General features: G+C 70.4%; 22 protein-coding genes. 18 read left to right on the top strand and 4 right to left on the bottom strand.

Annotated features, from left to right (window positions below; translation table 11 throughout):
* Positions 1-100: 100 nt before the first annotated feature.
* From OLX23_RS08665 to OLX23_RS08655, 3 genes are all read right to left on the bottom strand, one after another.
* The gene (locus tag OLX23_RS08665; protein WP_264444452.1) at positions 101-559 is read right to left on the bottom strand and encodes a c-type cytochrome; all 459 of its coding nucleotides are present in this window, start codon (positions 557-559) and stop codon (positions 101-103) included.
* Positions 560-699: 140 nt separating this feature from the next.
* Entirely contained in the window at positions 700-1,248 is a 549-nt protein-coding gene (locus tag OLX23_RS08660) for a nuclear transport factor 2 family protein (RefSeq protein ID WP_264444450.1), read from the bottom strand.
* 101 nt (positions 1,249-1,349) lie between these two features.
* Positions 1,350-2,216: an alpha/beta fold hydrolase gene (locus OLX23_RS08655; protein ID WP_264444449.1), complete on the bottom strand. Its 867-nt coding sequence runs from the start codon at positions 2,214-2,216 to the stop codon at positions 1,350-1,352.
* Positions 2,217-2,293: 77 nt separating this feature from the next.
* On the opposite strand from OLX23_RS08655, the gene OLX23_RS08650 reads away from it, so the two are divergent.
* Both OLX23_RS08650 and OLX23_RS08645 read left to right on the top strand, forming a co-directional pair.
* Positions 2,294-3,016 carry an IclR family transcriptional regulator gene (locus OLX23_RS08650; protein ID WP_264444447.1) on the top strand — a complete coding sequence of 241 codons (723 nt, stop codon included), beginning with the start codon at positions 2,294-2,296 and terminating at the stop codon, positions 3,014-3,016.
* 80 nt (positions 3,017-3,096) lie between these two features.
* On the top strand, positions 3,097-3,756 hold the full coding sequence (locus tag OLX23_RS08645) for a peptidase (protein ID WP_264444446.1): 660 nt from the start codon (positions 3,097-3,099) through the stop codon (positions 3,754-3,756).
* Positions 3,757-3,873: 117 nt separating this feature from the next.
* Here the strand turns inward: OLX23_RS08645 and OLX23_RS08640 are convergent, their stop codons facing one another.
* Positions 3,874-4,518, bottom strand: a complete 645-nt coding sequence (locus OLX23_RS08640; RefSeq protein ID WP_264444444.1) for a YqaA family protein — start codon at positions 4,516-4,518, stop codon at positions 3,874-3,876.
* Between the two features lie 324 nt (positions 4,519-4,842).
* Here OLX23_RS08640 and OLX23_RS08635 point away from each other — a divergent pair, with 324 nt between their 5' ends.
* From OLX23_RS08635 to OLX23_RS08560, 16 genes are all read left to right on the top strand, one after another.
* On the top strand, positions 4,843-5,367 hold the full coding sequence (locus OLX23_RS08635; RefSeq protein ID WP_264444443.1) for a hypothetical protein: 525 nt from the start codon (positions 4,843-4,845) through the stop codon (positions 5,365-5,367).
* The gene (locus OLX23_RS08630; RefSeq protein WP_264444442.1) at positions 5,354-6,676 is read left to right on the top strand and encodes a DNA-packaging protein; all 1,323 of its coding nucleotides are present in this window, start codon (positions 5,354-5,356) and stop codon (positions 6,674-6,676) included. Before OLX23_RS08635 ends, OLX23_RS08630 begins: the two co-directional genes overlap by 14 nt.
* A gap of 137 nt (positions 6,677-6,813) precedes the next feature.
* Complete coding sequence (locus OLX23_RS08625) at positions 6,814-8,088, top strand: phage portal protein (RefSeq protein WP_264444441.1); 1,275 nt, start codon at positions 6,814-6,816, stop codon at positions 8,086-8,088.
* Positions 8,085-8,393, top strand: a complete 309-nt coding sequence (locus OLX23_RS08620) for a DUF6127 family protein (RefSeq protein WP_264444440.1) — start codon at positions 8,085-8,087, stop codon at positions 8,391-8,393. Before OLX23_RS08625 ends, OLX23_RS08620 begins: the two co-directional genes overlap by 4 nt.
* The gene (locus OLX23_RS08615) at positions 8,393-8,782 is read left to right on the top strand and encodes an HK97 family phage prohead protease (protein WP_264444439.1); all 390 of its coding nucleotides are present in this window, start codon (positions 8,393-8,395) and stop codon (positions 8,780-8,782) included. The genes OLX23_RS08620 and OLX23_RS08615 overlap by 1 nt, the downstream gene beginning before the upstream one ends.
* Before the next feature lie 26 nt (positions 8,783-8,808).
* Positions 8,809-9,945: a phage major capsid protein gene (locus OLX23_RS08610; protein WP_264444437.1), complete on the top strand. Its 1,137-nt coding sequence runs from the start codon at positions 8,809-8,811 to the stop codon at positions 9,943-9,945.
* 136 nt (positions 9,946-10,081) lie between these two features.
* A complete protein-coding gene (locus tag OLX23_RS08605; RefSeq protein ID WP_264444435.1) occupies positions 10,082-10,630 on the top strand; it encodes a head-tail connector protein in 549 nt (182 codons plus the stop codon).
* On the top strand, positions 10,627-10,779 hold the full coding sequence (locus OLX23_RS08600) for a hypothetical protein (protein WP_264444433.1): 153 nt from the start codon (positions 10,627-10,629) through the stop codon (positions 10,777-10,779). Before OLX23_RS08605 ends, OLX23_RS08600 begins: the two co-directional genes overlap by 4 nt.
* 3 nt (positions 10,780-10,782) lie before the next feature.
* Positions 10,783-11,169 carry a DUF3168 domain-containing protein gene (locus OLX23_RS08595; RefSeq protein WP_264444432.1) on the top strand — a complete coding sequence of 129 codons (387 nt, stop codon included), beginning with the start codon at positions 10,783-10,785 and terminating at the stop codon, positions 11,167-11,169.
* Between the two features lie 23 nt (positions 11,170-11,192).
* Positions 11,193-11,600, top strand: a complete 408-nt coding sequence (locus OLX23_RS08590; RefSeq protein ID WP_264444431.1) for a phage tail protein — start codon at positions 11,193-11,195, stop codon at positions 11,598-11,600.
* Entirely contained in the window at positions 11,597-11,905 is a 309-nt protein-coding gene (locus OLX23_RS08585; protein ID WP_264444429.1) for a gene transfer agent family protein, read from the top strand. Before OLX23_RS08590 ends, OLX23_RS08585 begins: the two co-directional genes overlap by 4 nt.
* Positions 11,902-12,096, top strand: a complete 195-nt coding sequence (locus OLX23_RS08580) for a phage tail assembly chaperone (protein WP_264444427.1) — start codon at positions 11,902-11,904, stop codon at positions 12,094-12,096. Before OLX23_RS08585 ends, OLX23_RS08580 begins: the two co-directional genes overlap by 4 nt.
* Positions 12,080-12,649, top strand: a complete 570-nt coding sequence (locus tag OLX23_RS08575; RefSeq protein ID WP_264444426.1) for a tail tape measure protein — start codon at positions 12,080-12,082, stop codon at positions 12,647-12,649. Before OLX23_RS08580 ends, OLX23_RS08575 begins: the two co-directional genes overlap by 17 nt.
* A 143-nt stretch (positions 12,650-12,792) precedes the next feature.
* The gene (locus OLX23_RS08570) at positions 12,793-15,144 is read left to right on the top strand and encodes a DUF2460 domain-containing protein (RefSeq protein WP_264444425.1); all 2,352 of its coding nucleotides are present in this window, start codon (positions 12,793-12,795) and stop codon (positions 15,142-15,144) included.
* On the top strand, positions 15,141-15,962 hold the full coding sequence (locus OLX23_RS08565) for a DUF2163 domain-containing protein (protein WP_264444424.1): 822 nt from the start codon (positions 15,141-15,143) through the stop codon (positions 15,960-15,962). Before OLX23_RS08570 ends, OLX23_RS08565 begins: the two co-directional genes overlap by 4 nt.
* Entirely contained in the window at positions 15,959-16,360 is a 402-nt protein-coding gene (locus tag OLX23_RS08560; RefSeq protein WP_264444423.1) for a peptidoglycan endopeptidase, read from the top strand. Before OLX23_RS08565 ends, OLX23_RS08560 begins: the two co-directional genes overlap by 4 nt.
* Position 16,361: the final 1 nt, after the last annotated feature.

Below are 16,361 nucleotides of genomic sequence, written 5' to 3'. Positions count from 1 at the left end.
TGCTCCGTTGTGCGGGGCACAAGGTAAGGCAGGCGGCGCAGCGGGTTCAAACGCTAGGGTTAGAACGAAAGCCCGCTACGCTCCCGCTTGGGAAGTGGGATCAATCCTTTTCGCGGAAGCGCTCGTGGCAGCCCTTGCAGGCGGCGCCGAGCGGGCCCGTGGCGCCGCGGACGGCGGCGAGATCGCCCGACTGTGCCGCGGCGTCGAGCGCAGCGGCCGCCTCGGTGAAGCGTGCGGAGGCCTTGCCGAATTCGTCGGGCTGTTCCCAGATCGCCGCGAGCGCATCGGTCTTGACGCCGTCCTTCGGACTCGAGCCGGCGGGGAACCAGTCCTTCACCTGCGGGGCGAAGCCGTTGATCTTGGTGGTCTGGGCCTTGATCGCGGCGAGGTCGGGGGCGTCCTTCTTGAGTTCGTCGCCGATCGTCTTGAAGGCCTTGCCGATCGCCTCGAAATTCTCGTGGCGCTCGTGTGCGGCCTTGGCGCCGGGGCTGTCGGGCGTGCCGCCGCAGCCGGCCAGCGCGACGCAGAGCAACGCCCCCGGCAGGAGGTATAGCTTCATGACGTACTCCCTCGTTCTATCGCCCGACGCTGCCCGGCCTGACCAGACAGCATGGGTTCGTTCGGGGAGCAATGCGCCATATGGCGCAGGGTTCCGCAAGGGGGCTGCGACTTGGCGACCCGCGACTTGGCGACTTCGTCTCAGGCGAGCGCCTTGGGCCGCCGCGGCACGGGGGGGCGGTGATAGGACACGTCGTTGCCGTCGCGCGTGGCCTGGCTGGGCTCTTCGGCGGTGTAGGCCGGCGGGATCAGCGCGTTCATCGCCGCGTCGGACACGTCGAACTTGCCCTCGATGATGCAGACGCGGTTGGCGATCCGCCATTCGCCGTTGCGCTTCTGGAAATGATCGACGTAGCGGCCGGTCGAGACGAAGTGCGGCGGGGTCTCGCGCACGCCGGTGAACTGGTAATAGGTCTCGGCATAGGCGTCATCGCCGTCGAGCTCGCAATAGTGGTTGAGGATGCCGTGCTGGGTCGACAGGTGGGCCAGGGTCGTGCCGTCGGCCCAGTCGATGAAGTCGTCGGGCCGGCCGACGTAGTTGCCGTGGTCCTCGATCGCATCGTCCCAGTAGCACGAGCGGACCAGCGCGCGGTCGAGCCGGTCGAGCCCGCGCGCGTAGCGGAGCATGACCTGGTGGATCTCCTGGCGATCGACGAGTTCGCGCAGCTTGGCCTCGAGTGCGGCGTCCATCGTGTCCTCTCCCTTCGTGCGGTTTCGCCGGAACCTATCGTCAGCGCATCGCGCGGAAAAGTGGGCAGCGGTTTTCCGTGGGGGCGATGCGATCGCCAGGGCTAGCCCTTGAGGAACTCCAGCACGTCGGGTGCGATCAGCGGCCAGCGTTCGAAGCGGCCGCGGCGGTTGGCCGGGTCCATCGGGAAGGTCGAGACGTAGTTCCACTCCTGGTCGCCCCAGGGCGGCTCGCGGAAGGTCGAATTGGGCAGCAGTTCGTTGACCCATTCGCTGGTGCGGCGCGTGTGCGCCATGTCGCTCTTGCCGCTGCGGAAGACGAGGATCGGCATCGTCAGCTTGGCGAAATCGGCCTCGGTCAGGCCCGGCATCGGCGTGTCGTCGCGATAGTTGAAGGCCGCGGCCCACTTCTGCATCGTGTCGATGTAGGTATCGGGATCCTGGCGCAGCAGGATGTCGCGGATGCGTGGGTTGCGCGCGGTCTGGTCGGCCCAGCTCGGCAGTGCGGCGACGGCTTCCATGCCGCCCTTCGAGCAGGCCGCGACCTGGTCGCCGCAGTAGAACCAGGCGAGCCCGGCCAGGCCGATCGCCCCGCCCGACAGCCACCAGACCGCGATCTTCTTGACGTTCTCGGGCATGCGCGTGCCGATCATCAGCGAGATGCGCGATCCGGCCGAGCCGCCGACGAGGGTGATGTCCTTCAGATCGAGCGCGCGGATCAGGCCGGCGCCGGCCTCCGCGTTCATCACCGATTCGCTGGGCGCGGTGAAGGCGATGTCCGAGGCACCGCAGCCCGGGCGGTCCCACATCAGCACGCGATAGCCGTTGTCGGCGAAAATCCTGGCCAGCTCGGGTACGCCCGCGGTATCGCGCGGATAGCGACCGCCCGGGGTCAGCATCAGCGGCGGGGCGCCCTCGTCACCGATCAGTTCGTAGTCGATCTCCAGCCCGTCGACATCGATCCGTGCCATCGCCCCATCTCTCCGCTTGCGCTATTCGTATTACAATGTAATATGATTTATCGAATAGTAACATTGCAGGGATGGGCATGGCGGTCAAGCGGAGTTCCAGCGCCTCGCGCGTGCTCAAGGTGTTCGAGGAGATCGCGGCGAGCCAGCCGATCGGCGTGAGCGCCCTGGCGCGCGTGCTCGAGGCCGACAAGTCGGCGGTGCAGCGCGACCTGATGACCCTGGCCGACGCCGGCTGGATCCGCGCCGCGGTCGGCGCGTCGGGGCAATGGGAGCTGACCCCGCACGTGCTGACGATCGCGCGGCCGCCGCATTCGACCGACAGCCTGCGCCAGCGCGCGCGGCCCGCGCTTGAGCGGCTGCGCAGCGAGACCGGCGAGACCGCCTATCTGACCGTGCCCGACGGCGATCAGTTCGTCGTCATCGACGCGATCGAGAGCGAGCACCTGCTGCGCATGGCCCAGCCCGTCGGCATGGTCGTGCTGGTCGAGGGCACGGCGACCGCGCGCGCGATCCTGCCCCACTTGCCCGAACCCGAACAGGCGCGCCTGCTCGGCCGGGACGTCACCGCGGCGATGCGCGAGGAGTTCCGCGCGACCCTGGCGCGCGGCTTCGCGGTCAACGATGGCGAGGTCGCGCCGAGCGCCGTGGCCATGGCCTCGGCGATCGTCTCGCGCCAGGGCGTGCCCGCGGGTGCACTGGTGCTGACGGGGCCAGCCGAGCGCCTGACCGCGGCGCGGCGTCCCGAAGTGGGCGAGCGGCTGCGGCACGAGGCCGAGGCGCTGACTCAGGCGGTCGGCTGAGCCCCGCAACTATCGCGACATTCCAAGCGTTTGCTTCATGTTCGGCCCCGGTTCATCGGGTCTGTGAGAGAAAGATCATCATGAAGACTCGCCTCTACGCGGCGCTTCTCGCCGCTTCCGCATTCGGCCTCTCGGGCTGCGTCACCGACGATTACGGCTATGGCGGCGTGAGCCTCGGCTACGGCACCGGCTATGGTGGGGGAGGCTATTACGGCGATCCCTATTGGGGCTGGTACGACGACTTCTACTATCCGGGCGCGGGCTATTACATCTACGATCGCGGCGGTGGCCGCCACCGCTGGAACGATCGCCAGCGCGCCTATTGGGAAGGCCGCCGCGGCAATCGCTCGGTGCGCGAGAACTGGAGCGGCTTCCGTCGGGATGGCGGTTCGGCCTGGCGCGGCCAGCGCCAACCTTCGGGTCAGGGGCTGACCGACGAGGCTCGCCAGCAGCGCCGCGAGGCCTGGCAGGCGCGCCGCCAGCAGTCGGGCCAGGGTCTGACCAACGAGGCCCGCCAGCAGCGCCGTGAGGCGTGGCAGGCGCAGCGCCGGCAGTCGGGCCAGGGCCTGACCGACGAGGCTCGCCAGCAACGCCGCGAAGCCTGGCAGGCGCAGCGTCAGCAACGCCAACAGTCGGGCACCGCGACACAGGGCTGGCAGGGCCGGCCGCGCGGTCCGGATGCCGGCGGCCAGGGTTCGAGCGATCGGGGCTGGGGCGGCCGCCGTCAGCAGCGGCAATAGCCGACAGACGTCATCCCGGCGAAAGCCGGGACCTCTCTCGGGCTGTTCTGAGGGCTCGGAGACGCGTCGGCCAAAGGTCCCGGCTTTCGCCGGGATGACGATTTTGGCTGGCGGCCGTTATCGTGCCGTCGCGACGATCGCCGGCGCCTGTTTGCACTTCGCGCTGGTCTCTTCGCCGCCGCCGCTGAGCATGACCACCGCGACGAAGCCCGCGACCACGGCCACCGCGAAGCCCGCCGTGGCGAGACCCAGGTACTTGTCGATGAAGGCCTTGATCGGCGCGCCGAACAGGCGGAACAGCACGCCGACGATCATGAAGCTGATCGAGCGCGACACCAGGCTGGCACCGACGAAGGTCAGCAGCGGCATGGCGATGAAGCCCGCGGTGATCGTCAGCAGCTTGAACGGGATCGGCGTGGCGCCCTTGATCATGATGATCTCGGCGCCGTATTCGCGCAGATAGCAGGCCGCCTGCGGGAAGCTCTTGGCGAGGCCCAGCGCCGTCAGCATCTGCGTGCCGACGCTCTCGTAGACGAAATAGCCGATCGCATAGCCGAGCATGCCGCCCATCACCGAGGCGAGCGTCGCGATCACCGCGAAGCGGATCGCCTTCTTCGGCTCGGCCAGGCACATCAGCCCGAGCAGCGGATGCGGCGGGATCGGGAAGAAGCTGGCCTCGACGAAAGCGAACAGCGCGAGCCACCACTCGGCGTGGGGATGCGCGGCCTTGGCCATGGTCCAGTCGTAGAGGCGGCGCAGCATGGGGATCTCCGGCGTCAGTCATCCTCCCCGCTACGGGGAGGGGGACCGTCGCGAAGCGGCGGTGGAGGGGGGCTGCCGGTCGGGCACACCCTTTCGCCGAAGCGTTGGGACGATAGCCCCCTCCACCACGCCGCCTCCGGCGTCGCGGTCCCCCTCCCCGTACCGGGGAGGATTGCCGTTTAGACGGGCGCGATTCCGGGGGCAATAACCAAATGGGTTATTTCTGCTTGACATCGTCACGCTCATTCGGTACATAACGGGAACATCGCGATGAAGCGAGTCGCCTTCGGGTCGGACCGCTTCGCCGTTCTTCGAGACATATCCATGACCGATGATTTGACTCCGGCACGTTCGAAGCGTGTCGCGCGCAAGCCCCTGCGTGATGCTGAGGCCGATGCCGCGGCCTCAACGACGGGCAAGCTCAGCAACCGCTGGCGCGAACCGTTCTTTGCGAAACTTGCCGAAACCTCGAACGTGGCCGCCGCTTGCGCTCATGCCGGGGTTACCCGTGCCGCCGTCTACGACCTGCGCCGCCGCGATCGGCGGTTCTACGATCGCTGGATGGAAGCCCTCGCTGCCGGATACGACAATCTGGAGATGGAACTGCTCCATCATCTGCGCACCGGCGAGATCCAGGGCGGGCCCAAGTTCAACCCGCTGGCGGCGATGCGCGTGCTGCAACAGCATCGTGACACGGTGGCGCGCGAGAAGGCTCGCCGCGCCAATGTCGATGCCGCCACGGTGCGCGCCTCGATCGATCGCAAGATCGCCGAGATGCGGGCGCTCGTTCTGGCCGACAAGCTGGTGGCCGAACGTCTCGGCGATGTGCCCGACGATGACGATCGTTGATCGCAACCTGTGGCTGGCCGAGGCCAAGCCGCGGCACGTCACGCACCTGATGAAGCGGCTGTCGGAGCCGGAGCGCGACGAGGTTCCCTATGACTGGCAACTGCGTGCCCGCGATTCGCAATTGCCGCCCGAGGGCGATTGGCGGGTCTGGCTCATTCTTGCGGGTCGCGGCTTTGGCAAGACCCGCGCCGGTGCGGAATGGGTCCGCAGTGTGGCCGAGGCCGATCCGCACGCGCGCATTGCCCTCGTCGCCGCCTCGCTAGGGGAAGCGCGCAGCGTCATGGTCGAGGGCGAGAGTGGTATCCTCGCCTGCTCGCCGCCATGGCGCAGGCCCGAGTTCGAACCTTCGCTGCGGCGACTGACCTGGCCTTCGGGCGCGCAGGCCATGCTGTTTTCGGCCGGCGAACCCGAAGGCCTCAGAGGCGCGCAGCATAGCCACGCCTGGTGCGATGAAGTGGCCAAGTGGCAAAACGCGGGTGGTCGCGCGATCGCGGCCTGGGACAACCTGCTGCTCGGGCTGCGGCTCGGCGAGAATCCGCGGGTACTCGCCACCACCACCCCGCGCGCCGTAGCCCTGGTTCGGCGGATTCTGAGCGAGGATGGCGTCGAGCGGCGCGGCGGCAGGACCGAGGAAAATGGCGGCAACCTGCCCGATCGCTTCCTGCGCGCGATGCGCAAGACCTATGCGAAGACCCTGCTCGGCCGGCAGGAGCTCGACGGTGAACTGATCGAGGACCTGCCCGGCGCGCTGTGGACGCGCGCGTTGATCGAGGAGTGCCGTGAGGCCGAGGCTTCGGTACCCGCGCTGCGCGTGGTGGTCGGGGTCGATCCACCGGCTTCGGTCGGCGGCGACGCCTGCGGCATCGTCGTCGCGGCGCTGGGCGAGGATGGCGTGGGCCGCGTGCTCGCCGATGCCTCGGTCGCCGGGGCCAGTCCCGAGCGCTGGGCCAAGGCGGTCGCGCGCGCGGCGCGGCGCTGGCGCGCCGACCGCGTCGTGGCCGAGGCCAACCAGGGCGGTGCCATGGTCGCCTCCGTGCTGCGCGCCGCCGACGTCATGCTACCGCTGCGACTGGTCCACGCCAGCCGCGGCAAGGCAGCGCGCGCCGAGCCGGTCGCGGCGCTCTACGAGGTCGGGCGCGTGCGCCATGCCGGGGTGTTCGCGGCGCTCGAGGACGAATTGTGCGGGCTCGTCGCCGGCGGACCCTACCAGGGCCCCGGCCGCTCGCCCGATCGCGCCGACGCGCTGGTCTGGGCCCTGACCGAACTGATGCTCGGCCGTAGTGCCGAGCCGCGGGTGCTGATGACCTAGCTGCTGGCCTAGCGCGAACGTCCTTCGACGAGCTCAGGACGAGCGGGCCTTGCGTATTGCCGATTACCCCGAACCCGCTCGTGCTGAGCTTGTCGAAGCACCGCACGCAACCCCTCGCCCAAAGCGAAAGGTGTCCCATGTCCTTCCTCCAGTCGCTCGCCGCCGCCTTCAAGGGCGGGGGGGAGCGCGTGCCGCTGGCGCGCTCCTTCGTCTCGCCGTGGTATGCGGCGCAGGCGCTGACCTACGACTATCCCTCGGCGGTCAAGCAGGCCTATCTCGACAATCCGGTGGCGCAGCGTGCGGTGCGGCTGGTGGCCGAAGGCATCGGCGGCGCGCCACTGCTACCGAGCGAGCCGGCGATGGCCAGGCTGGTCAGCGCCACCAGCGCGGGGCAGGCGCTGCTCGAGACCTTGGCCTCGCATCTGCTGCTGCACGGCAATGCCTATGTCCAGGTGATGAAGGACGCGCGCGGCCGGCCGGTCGAGCTGTTCGCCTTGCGCCCCGAGCGTATGCAGGTGGTGGCAGGCCCCGACGGCTGGCCCACGGCCTTTGCCTACCGCGTCGGCGAGAAGGCGCTGACGATCCCGCTCGAGGCCGAGGATGCCGCGCCGAACCTCATCCATATCCGCCATTTCCATCCGGCCGACGATCACTACGGCGCCGGTTGTCTCTCCGCCGCGCACCAGGCGGTGGCGATCCACAATGCCGCGGCGCGCTGGAACCGCGAGCTGCTCGAGAACGCGGCGCGGCCCTCGGGCGCGCTGGTCTACGAGAACGGCGAGGGTGCTGGGCTGACCAGCGACCAGTTCGACCGGCTCAAGGCCGAGCTGACCGCGGCGTTTTCCGGCCCCGCCAACGCCGGACGGCCGATGCTGCTCGAAGGCGGGCTGTCGTGGCAGGCGCTGAGCCTGTCGCCCGCCGACATGGACTTCGCGACGCTCAAGGCCGCGGCGGCGCGCGACATCGCGCTGGCTTTCGGGGTGCCGCCGATGCTGCTCGGGCTGCCCGGCGATTCGACCTATGCCAATTACCGGGAGGCCAACCGCGCGCTGTGGCGGCTGACCCTTCTGCCGCTGGCCGCGAAGATCTTCGCCGCGCTGGGCGAGGGGCTGGCGCTGTGGTTTCCGAAAGCGGCGCTGGCGATCGATCTCGATCGCGTGCCGGCCTTGGCCGAGGACCGCGAGCGGCTGTGGGCCCAGGTCAGCGCCGCCGATTTCCTCAGCGATGCCGAGAAGCGGGCGATGTTGGGGCTGGAAACACCCGATGGATCCTCCCCTGCAAGGGGAGGTGGCGCGCGCGAAGCGCGTGACGGAGGGGTGTCCCCCCTCGTTAGCACGAAACCCCTCCACCACTCGCTGCGCGAGCGGTCCCCCTCCCCTTGCAGGGGAGAATCTTCAAGGAACTGTAGATGACTTCCCAGGACATGCTGGCCCAGCTCGTCGCCCAGGCGGCGAGCGAGGGGGCCGATTTCGTCACCCTGCGCGCTGTGGTCGAGGAAGCCAGCGAGCTCGGCGCCAAGCGCATGCTGGCCGGGCTCGGGCTCGACGACGAGAAGGCCTCGCGCGATCTCGGCGAGTTGCGCCAGCTGCTACGCGCCTGGCGCGACGCCAAGGCCAGCGCCTGGAAGGCCGCGGTCGAATGGACCGTGCGCGGCTTCCTGGCGCTGCTGCTGCTGAGCATCGCCTATCGGCTCGGCGTGGCGGACCTGCTCAAGTGATGCGCTTCGCCGGATATGCGGCGCTGTTCGATCGGCGCGACGCGGGGCGTGACGTCATTCGGCCCGGCGCCTTCGCGCGCAGTCTCGCCGAGCGGCGTGAGCGTTTGCCGCTGTGCTGGCAGCATCGACCGGACCAGAGGGTCGGCTGGATCGAGCGCGCGGTCGAGGATGCGCGCGGGTTGCGCGTGATCGCGCGGCTCGACGATCCCGAAGGCCGCGCCGCGCTGGCCCTGCGCCGGGGCGCGATCGACGGGCTGAGCTTCGGCTACCGCGCGCGCGACTTCCGTCGTGACGTCAAGGGACGCGAGCTGACCGGCATCGACCTGTTCGAGGTCAGCCTCGTCACCCACCCGATGCAGCACGCCGCGCGCGTCCATCTGATCGCCTAAGTTCCAACCAGGAAAGGGATAATGCCATGGATTACCCGGTACAGGACGGGGCGCTCGACGCCTCGTTCGATCTCGTCGCACGCCAGGACGCCGCCGACGAGGCGATCGACCGGCTCAGCACCGATGTCGAGGAGGTGAAGTCGCGGCTCGACCGCGTCGCCCGTGCTGCTGGGCGTCCGGCGCTCGACGGCGGTGGTATCGCCAGCCCCGAGGTCAAAGGCTTCGTCGACGGCTATCTGCGCCAGGGGCGCGAGAGCGAGATCAAGTCGCTGTCGGGTTCGGTGCTGGCCGATGGCGGCTATGCCGTCCCGCGCGAGATCGACGCGGCGATCGCCGCGCGGCTGCGCAACATCAGTCCGATCCGGTCGATCGCCCAGGTCGTCCAGACCGGCACGGCCGGCTATCGCAAGCTGATCACGACCAGCGGCACCGCCGCCGGCTGGGTCAGCGAGACCGCCGCGCGGCCCGAGACCGCGACCCCGGCCTTCGCCGAGATCGTCCCGCCCGCGGGCGAGCTCTACGCCAATCCCGCGGTCAGCCAGACCATGCTCGACGACGCGGCCTTCGATCTCGAATCCTGGCTGGCCGGCGAGATCGCCACCGAGTTCGCGCGTGCCGAAGGCCAGGCCTTCGTCTCGGGCAGCGGCACCAACCAGCCCAAGGGCTTCCTCGCCGCGCCGACCGCGGCGACGGCCGACGGCGTCCGCGCTTTCGGCACCTTGCAGTTCCTCGCCAGCGGCAATGCCTCGGGCTTCGATGCCGCGCCCGATCTCAAGCTGATCGACCTGGTCCACCAGCTCAAGGCCGCGCATCGCCAGAACGCGACCTGGGTGATGAACGCCACGACCCTGGCCTCGGTGCGCAAGCTCAAGGACGCGCACGGCGCCTTTCTCTGGCAGCCGGGCATCGCCCAGGGCCAGCCCGACCGGCTGCTCGGCTACCCGGTGGTCGAGGCCGCGGACATGCCCGACGTCGCCGCGGGCACTTTCCCGATCGCCTTCGGCAACTTCCAGGCCGGCTATCTGATCGCCGAGCGCAACGCGACGACGATCTTGCGCGATCCCTTCACCAACAAGCCCTTCGTCCACTTCTACGCGACCAAGCGCGTGGGCGGGCAGGTGCTCGACAGCGACGCGATCAAGCTGCTCAAGATCTCGGCCTGACGCCCTAGATCCTCCCCCTTTGGAGGCAGCGCAGAGCGCTGACGGAGGGGTGTCACCGCTGGCCGGGACACCCCTCCACCGCCTTCGGCGGTCCCCCTCCCCTTGCAGGGGAGGATCCTTCGCAAAGGAATCCCCCATGCAGCGGACATTCGTCACGCCCCCGGCGCTGGCCTCGGCGGCGCTGGCCGAACTCAAGCAATGGCTCGGCGTGACCACGCCGGCGGACGATGCACCGCTGGCCGCGCTGCTCGGCACCGCGCTCGAGACCTGCGAGGCCTTCACTGGCCAGATGCCGATCGCCGCGAGCTGCGAAGAGATCCTGCCGCTGTCGCGCGACTGGCAAGCGCTCGCGACGCGGCCGGTCCAGGCGGTCACCGCGCTCTACGGCGTTCCCGCCAGCGGCGCGCGCTTTGCGTTGCCGGCCGAGGCCTATGCCCTCGAACTCGAGGCCGACGGCGGCGCGCGGGTGCGGGTCTTCGCGCCGGTCGCGGCCGAGCGCATCGCGGTGCGCTTCACCGCCGGCCTGGCTCCCGCCTGGGACGGCCTGCCCGATGGTCTGCGCCATGGCGTCATGCGTCTCGCCGCGCACCAGCACCGTGCCCGCGACGGCGCCGAGGCCGCGCCTTTGCCACCCGCGGCGGTCGCGGCGCTGTGGCGCCCGTGGCGGCGGATGCGGTTGGCATGAGCGATTTCGATCGGGCCTTCGATCGTCTGGCGGCCCGCTTGCTGGCCAAGGCCCGCGCGCTCGCGGCGCAGCGCGAACTCGCCCGCCGCGACGATCCGCGCCGCTGGCGCCGCGCCGGCCTGCTCTGGCCGCTTTTCGGAAAGGACTGAGCGATGGAAGTCCCCCTGCGCGCCGCGCTGCTCGCCTGGCTGCGCGCCGATCCCGCGCTCGCCGCGCTCAACGGCGTCAGCGAGGAGATGCCCGTGCGCGCCGCTTTGCCCTGGCTGGCGATCGCCACCAGCGCCAGCGCCGACTGGTCGTGCAAGACCGCCCTGGGCCGCGAGGTTCGCCTCGCGCTCGAACTCCACGCCCGCGGCGACAGGCCCGATGCCGCCGGCGATCTCGTCGCCGCGATCGAGGCGCGGATCGCCGCCCTGCCGCGCGACCAGCCCGGTTTCACCGTCGTCACCGCGCAGTTCCTCCGCGCCCGCGTGGAACAGCAGGGCGAGAGCCGCCGCGCGATCCTGCTCGAATACCGCTTCCGCCTGCTCGCGGACTGAAACCCAACCACAGGAGCCCAGCCATGACCGCCCAGAAAGGCGCCGCCTTCCTCCTCAAGATCTCGGACGGCGCCGTGCCGCCCGCCTACCAGACCGTCGCCGGGCTGCGCACGACGCAGATGTCGGTGACCGGCGACGCCGTCGTCGTCACGCACAAGGGCAGCCAGGGCTGGCGCGAGCTGCTCTCGGGCGCGGGCGTGCGCGCGGTCTCGGTCGGCGCGGCGGGGATTTTCCTCGGTTCGGCGGCCGAGGCCAGGCTGCGCGCCAATGCGCTCGCGGGAACGCTCGACGACTACGAGCTGTCGTTCGAGGACGGCGAGAAGCTGCGCGGCAAGTTCCTGCTCCAGCGGCTCGACTATTCGGGCGATTTCAACGGCGAGCGCAATTACACGCTCCAGCTCGAAAGCTCGGGCCAGGTGTTGCCGGCATGACGTCGAACCCGCTGCGGGGCGAAGCCGCGCTGACGATCGCCGGCGCGCCGCACCTGCTGCGACCGAGCTTCACCGCACTGGTCGCGGCCGAGGAGGAACTCGGCCCGCTGTTCGCGCTGGTCGAACGCGCGGCCGCGGGAGAGCTGCGGCTCGCAGAGATGGTCGCGCTGTTCTGGCACTGCCTGGCCGACCGCGACACGGTGTCGCGCGAAGCCGTGGGTGAGGCGGTGGCGGCGCAGGGCCTCGCCGCCTGTGCCGCGCCCTTGCGCATGTTGCTCGCGCAGATTCTCCAGGGCCGCGAATGAGCGAGAGTTTCGCGGCGGCGGCGCTGCGGCTCTACGCGCTCGCTGCGCGGCTGCTTGGCTGGCGCCCGCCGGAATTCTGGGCGGCGACCCCGGCCGAACTTGCCGCCGTGTTGAACCCGCAGGGCGAAGTCGGGCTCGATCGCGCCGCCCTGGCACAGATGATGGAGCGGATAGATGGACGATCCGGTTGATACGCTGCTCGTCGACGTGCGCGCGAGCACCCAGGGTTTCGCGCAAGATGTCGCGGCGATGCGCGCGCAGTTCGACGGCACTCTCGTCGCGGGCTTCGAACGCGCGGGCGGCGTGCTCGAACGCGGCCTGCTCGGTGCGATCCGGCGCGGCAGCCTGGGCTTCGAGGATCTTCGCCGTATGGCGCTGCAGGTGATCGAGGACATCGCCGCGCAGGCGGTGCGCGGGCTGTTTGCGGGCGGGCGCAACACCGGCGGCGATCCGCTTGGCGCTGCGGTATCGGGACTGGGCGGGCTGCTCGGTTCGATCCTCGGCCTGCCGGGCCGCGCCACGGGCGGACCGGTCGCGCCGGGTCGCGGCTATCTGGTGGGCGAGCGCGGGCCCGAACTGTTCGTGCCGACTTCGGCCGGGCGGATCGAGCCGGGCGGTGCGGGTCGCCCGCGCGACGTACGCGTGTCGATCGCGGTCACCGGATCGAGCCCGGCCGCCGCGCCGCAGGCATTGCAGCGCTCGGCCCGCCAGGTCGCGAGCGCGGTGCGGCGGGCGCTGGCCTGATCCTCCCCGGTACGGGGAGGTGGCAGCCGCGCAGCGGTTGACGGAGGGGGCTCTCCGCAGCGCACGGCCTTCGCCGAGAGCCCCCTCCACCACCCTTCGGGCGGTCCCCCTCCCCGTGCCGGGGAGGATGCAGGGAGATTTCCATGGCCTTCTGGCTCGCCAAGACCCGCGAGGGTCAGCATTCCGATGTCATCCAGCGGTTCGATCCGCGCTTCTGGACGGTGAACTTCCCGCGGCCGATGACCGCATCGATCGTCACCACGGCGCCCGATGCGCTGCGCGTCGATGCCATGTTCCTGCGCAAGGCCGATCTCGCCGGGCTCATCTGGGAGAGCCGCGACCGGCTCGACCATCCGCTGCTCGCCTACGAGACCGACCGCGACTATTCGCGCACCACCCTGTCGTTCCGCTGGCGCTCGGGCGGGATCATTCCGCTGCCCGCGATCAATGGCCCGACCCTGACGATCGAGGGCCGCGACGCCGCGGGCAATCCGCGCACCTGGTACGTGCGGCTGTGGAACTATGCGCAAGGGGTGCCCGAGGACGCGCGGATCACGCTCGATTTCGCGAACCTCGCCGGCGGTTTCCTTCATCCGGCCGAGGCCGATCCGGTCTGGCCCGCCGACATCGACCGGCTGTTCGTCTCGCTGGTCGCGCCCGATTTCGACTGGTCGAGTAGCGCGCCTTTGGCCGCGGCGGTCGAGGGCTGGATCGAACTGACCGAGATGCGCTGCACCGGGCACCGGTCGATGCTCGAGATCGGTGACGTCGTGGTGCCGCCGCACGGGCTGTCGATCGCCACGGGTTTCGACGACAACGGCACGCAGAGCCCGGCGCGATTGCTGCGCAACATGCGCCAACTCGGCTACCGCGGCAGCGTCGTCCACTATGTCGGGATGAGCCATTATTTCCGGCTCACGGCGAGCGAGGAGGGCTATCTGGTGGGTGGGGGCGGCGATCCGCTCTGCGCCCCGGCACGCGCCTGGCACGCGGCCTTCTTCGCCGAGTGCAAGCGGCTGGGCTTCTCGCCGATTTCATCGCTGTCCTACGAAGTCCTGGCGCAGCATTGCCCCGAAGCCTGGCAGCAGCGCGCGCATGACGGCGCGCCGTCGCGCACGGGCTGGGATCCGCCCTCGGCGCTGCTCTCGCCGGCCAATGCCGAGGCCATGGCCTGGCTGCGCGAGGTCGGCGCGGCCTATGCGGAAATGATGATCGCGGCCGGGGTGGACGTGCGTTTCCAGGTCGGCGAGCCCTGGTGGTGGGTCTTCGCCGACGGGCGGATTTGCCTCTACGACGATGCCGCCGTGGCGGCGTTTGGGGCCAGAATGGGGATGAGCCCGCCGGTGATCGCCGATCTGCGCGCGCCGCTCGATGCTGCGCAGCAAGCACTGCTCGACATGGCCGGCACCGTGCTGGCGGAATCGACCGCGGCGCTCGTCGCGGCCGTGCGCGCAGCGGCTGCGCCCGAGCCGGTCGAGGCGCTGGCACTGGTCTTCCCGCCGACCCTGCTCGACCCCGCCACGCCCGAGGCGCGCCGCGCCAACCTGCCGCTGGCCTGGGCGGCACCGGCTTTCGACCGGCTCCAGGTGGAGGACTACGACTGGCTGACCGCGGGCGCCGATGCGCGGCGGCGTCAGGCCTACGATCTCGTCAACGCGCGGCTCGGCTATCCGCCGGGTGAGCAGGACTATTTCGCCGGCTTCGTGCTGCTCCCCGAACAGGCGGACCTGTGGCGGCGGATCGACGCCGGCATCGACGAGGCGCTGGCGCGCGATCCGCACCAGGTCTTCGTCTGGGCGCTGCCGCAGGTCTGCCGCGACGGTTACGTGCGGCTGCCCGCACCCGCTTCCGAGGATGACGCCATGCAGGCTTTCGACGACGTGCTCTATCCGCTGGCGCTGGGCATCGATGCCACGATCGCGCCCGAATTCTCGACCTCGGTCGCGGTCACGGCTTCTGGGCACGAGCGGCGCAACAGTCTCTGGTCCGACGCGCGGCTGCGCTTCGACGTCGGGCCGGGGCTCCGCTCGGAAAGCGAGCTCGGCGTGCTGATCGCCTTCTTCCGCGCCCGGCGCGGCGCGGCGCGCGGGTTCCGTCTGCGCGATCCGTCGGACTACAGCTCGAACGGCATGAGCGGCGCGCCGACCATGGCAGATCAGCTGCTGGGCATCGGTGACGGCACGCGATCGGCCTTTGCGCTGGTCAAGCGCTATGGCAACGAGAGCGCCGAGCAGGTCCGCCGGATCACGCGGCCGCGCTTCGACACCGTACTGGTCAGCGTCGGCGGTGTGCTGCGTGCGAGCGGCTGGACTCTGGCAGAGGGCGGGGTGGTGACCTTCGATCTGGCGCCGGCCGCCGGTGCCGAAGTGCGCGCGGGCTTCCTGTTCGACGTGCCCGTGCGCTTCGCCGAGGACCGGTTGCAGGTCTCGGGCGCGGCCTTCGCCGCGGGCGAGGCGCCGGCCGTGCCGCTGGTCGAACTGCGCGAGGCGTCATGACCCGCACCTGGTTCGCGCAGCAGCTCGATACCGCGGCGACTTTCTGGCGCGTGCTGCGGCGCGACGGGGTGGCGCTGGGCTTCACCAGCCATGACCGTGACCTGTGGTTCGACGGCGTGCTGCACCGCGCGGCGCCGGGCATGACGCCTTCGGCCGTGCGCCGCTCGGCCGGGCTCGATGCCGACAGCGCCGAGGTCGAAGGCGCGCTCAGCCATGACGCGATTTCGGGCGCCGATCTCGCCGCGGGGCGGTTCGATGGCGCCGAGCTGCGCATGGGCCTGGTCGACTGGGACGGCGGCGAGCGGACTTTCCTCTATCGCGGCACCCTGGGCGGCGTGGTCGAGGAGGACGGGCGCTTCACCGCCGAGCTCACCTCGCGCAAGGCGCTGCTCTCGGCCGATGACCTGCCGCGCACGAGCCCGTCGTGCCGCGCCGTGTTCTGCGGGCGCGGGTGCAATCTCTCGGCCGTGGCTTTCACGCACGAAGCGGTGCTGGCGGGCTGGAATGCCGATGCCAATGCCGTGACTCTCGCGACCGAGGCTGCGCCGGGTGACCTGGTCGGCGGCCTGCTGCGCTGGCTCGACGGGCCGCTGGCGGGCCTGGCCACGACGGTGATGCAGGCCGGTGCGGCGGGGCTCGTGCTCGACATGCCGCTGCCCGCCGGGATGGCCGCTGGCCAGCGGGCGATCGCGCGCGAGGGCTGCGATCATACGCTCGACACCTGCGCGACGCGCTTCGCCAATGCCGTCAATTTCCAGGGCGAGCCGTTCCTGCCGGGCAACGACCTGCTCACGCGCTATCCGGTGCCGGCGACATGACCGGTGAAGATCTCGCACGCGCTGCCGAAGCGCTCGTGGGCGCAAGGTTCCGATTGCATGGCCGGGATCCGGCCACGGGACTCGACTGCCTCGGCGTGCTCACGGCGGCCTTTGCTGGCTGTGGCCGGAAGCTGGTTCTGCCGACCGGTTATGCGCTGCGGGCGCCGATCCCGCGCGATGTCGATGCTTTGGCTGCAGCGGGTGGGCTCGTGCCCGCCGTTGGATCGGTCGCATCGGGTGACGTCATGCTGCTGCACGCCGGGCCCGGGCAGATTCACTGTGCGATCGCGACGGCCGCGGGGCACGTCCATGCCCATGCCGGGCTGCGACGCGTGGTCGTCACGCCGGGCGTTCCCGCGGGCACGATCCTGCGCCATTGGCGCCTCGTCGAGGGATAGA

Source organism: Novosphingobium sp. JCM 18896 (assembly GCF_025938095.1).
In the GTDB taxonomy this organism is placed as follows: Bacteria; Pseudomonadota; Alphaproteobacteria; order Sphingomonadales; family Sphingomonadaceae; genus Novosphingobium.
The sequence above is the reverse complement of the archived record's forward strand: the minus strand, read 5'-3'. Positions and strand labels throughout refer to the sequence as shown.

Excerpts from the sequence above, each read along its gene's own strand:
- OLX23_RS08655 (WP_264444449.1), bottom strand. The coding sequence starts at position 2,216 with ATGGCACGGATCGATGTCGACGGGCTGGAGATCGACTACGAACTGATC.
- OLX23_RS08615 (WP_264444439.1), top strand. The coding sequence starts at position 8,393 with ATGCGCTTCGCCGGATATGCGGCGCTGTTCGATCGGCGCGACGCGGGG.
- OLX23_RS08575 (WP_264444426.1), top strand. The coding sequence starts at position 12,080 with ATGGACGATCCGGTTGATACGCTGCTCGTCGACGTGCGCGCGAGCACC.
- OLX23_RS08585 (WP_264444429.1), top strand. The coding sequence starts at position 11,597 with ATGACGTCGAACCCGCTGCGGGGCGAAGCCGCGCTGACGATCGCCGGC.
- OLX23_RS08560 (WP_264444423.1), top strand. The coding sequence starts at position 15,959 with ATGACCGGTGAAGATCTCGCACGCGCTGCCGAAGCGCTCGTGGGCGCA.
- OLX23_RS08565 (WP_264444424.1), top strand. The coding sequence starts at position 15,141 with ATGACCCGCACCTGGTTCGCGCAGCAGCTCGATACCGCGGCGACTTTC.
- OLX23_RS08630 (WP_264444442.1), top strand. The coding sequence starts at position 5,354 with ATGACGATCGTTGATCGCAACCTGTGGCTGGCCGAGGCCAAGCCGCGG.
- OLX23_RS08605 (WP_264444435.1), top strand. The coding sequence starts at position 10,082 with ATGCAGCGGACATTCGTCACGCCCCCGGCGCTGGCCTCGGCGGCGCTG.
- OLX23_RS08580 (WP_264444427.1), top strand. The coding sequence starts at position 11,902 with ATGAGCGAGAGTTTCGCGGCGGCGGCGCTGCGGCTCTACGCGCTCGCT.
- OLX23_RS08625 (WP_264444441.1), top strand. The coding sequence starts at position 6,814 with ATGTCCTTCCTCCAGTCGCTCGCCGCCGCCTTCAAGGGCGGGGGGGAG.
- OLX23_RS08665 (WP_264444452.1), bottom strand. The coding sequence starts at position 559 with ATGAAGCTATACCTCCTGCCGGGGGCGTTGCTCTGCGTCGCGCTGGCC.
- OLX23_RS08570 (WP_264444425.1), top strand. The coding sequence starts at position 12,793 with ATGGCCTTCTGGCTCGCCAAGACCCGCGAGGGTCAGCATTCCGATGTC.
- OLX23_RS08660 (WP_264444450.1), bottom strand. The coding sequence starts at position 1,248 with ATGGACGCCGCACTCGAGGCCAAGCTGCGCGAACTCGTCGATCGCCAG.
- OLX23_RS08600 (WP_264444433.1), top strand. The coding sequence starts at position 10,627 with ATGAGCGATTTCGATCGGGCCTTCGATCGTCTGGCGGCCCGCTTGCTG.
- OLX23_RS08590 (WP_264444431.1), top strand. The coding sequence starts at position 11,193 with ATGACCGCCCAGAAAGGCGCCGCCTTCCTCCTCAAGATCTCGGACGGC.
- OLX23_RS08620 (WP_264444440.1), top strand. The coding sequence starts at position 8,085 with ATGACTTCCCAGGACATGCTGGCCCAGCTCGTCGCCCAGGCGGCGAGC.
- OLX23_RS08595 (WP_264444432.1), top strand. The coding sequence starts at position 10,783 with ATGGAAGTCCCCCTGCGCGCCGCGCTGCTCGCCTGGCTGCGCGCCGAT.
- OLX23_RS08645 (WP_264444446.1), top strand. The coding sequence starts at position 3,097 with ATGAAGACTCGCCTCTACGCGGCGCTTCTCGCCGCTTCCGCATTCGGC.
- OLX23_RS08610 (WP_264444437.1), top strand. The coding sequence starts at position 8,809 with ATGGATTACCCGGTACAGGACGGGGCGCTCGACGCCTCGTTCGATCTC.
- OLX23_RS08635 (WP_264444443.1), top strand. The coding sequence starts at position 4,843 with ATGACCGATGATTTGACTCCGGCACGTTCGAAGCGTGTCGCGCGCAAG.
- OLX23_RS08640 (WP_264444444.1), bottom strand. The coding sequence starts at position 4,518 with ATGCTGCGCCGCCTCTACGACTGGACCATGGCCAAGGCCGCGCATCCC.
- OLX23_RS08650 (WP_264444447.1), top strand. The coding sequence starts at position 2,294 with ATGGCGGTCAAGCGGAGTTCCAGCGCCTCGCGCGTGCTCAAGGTGTTC.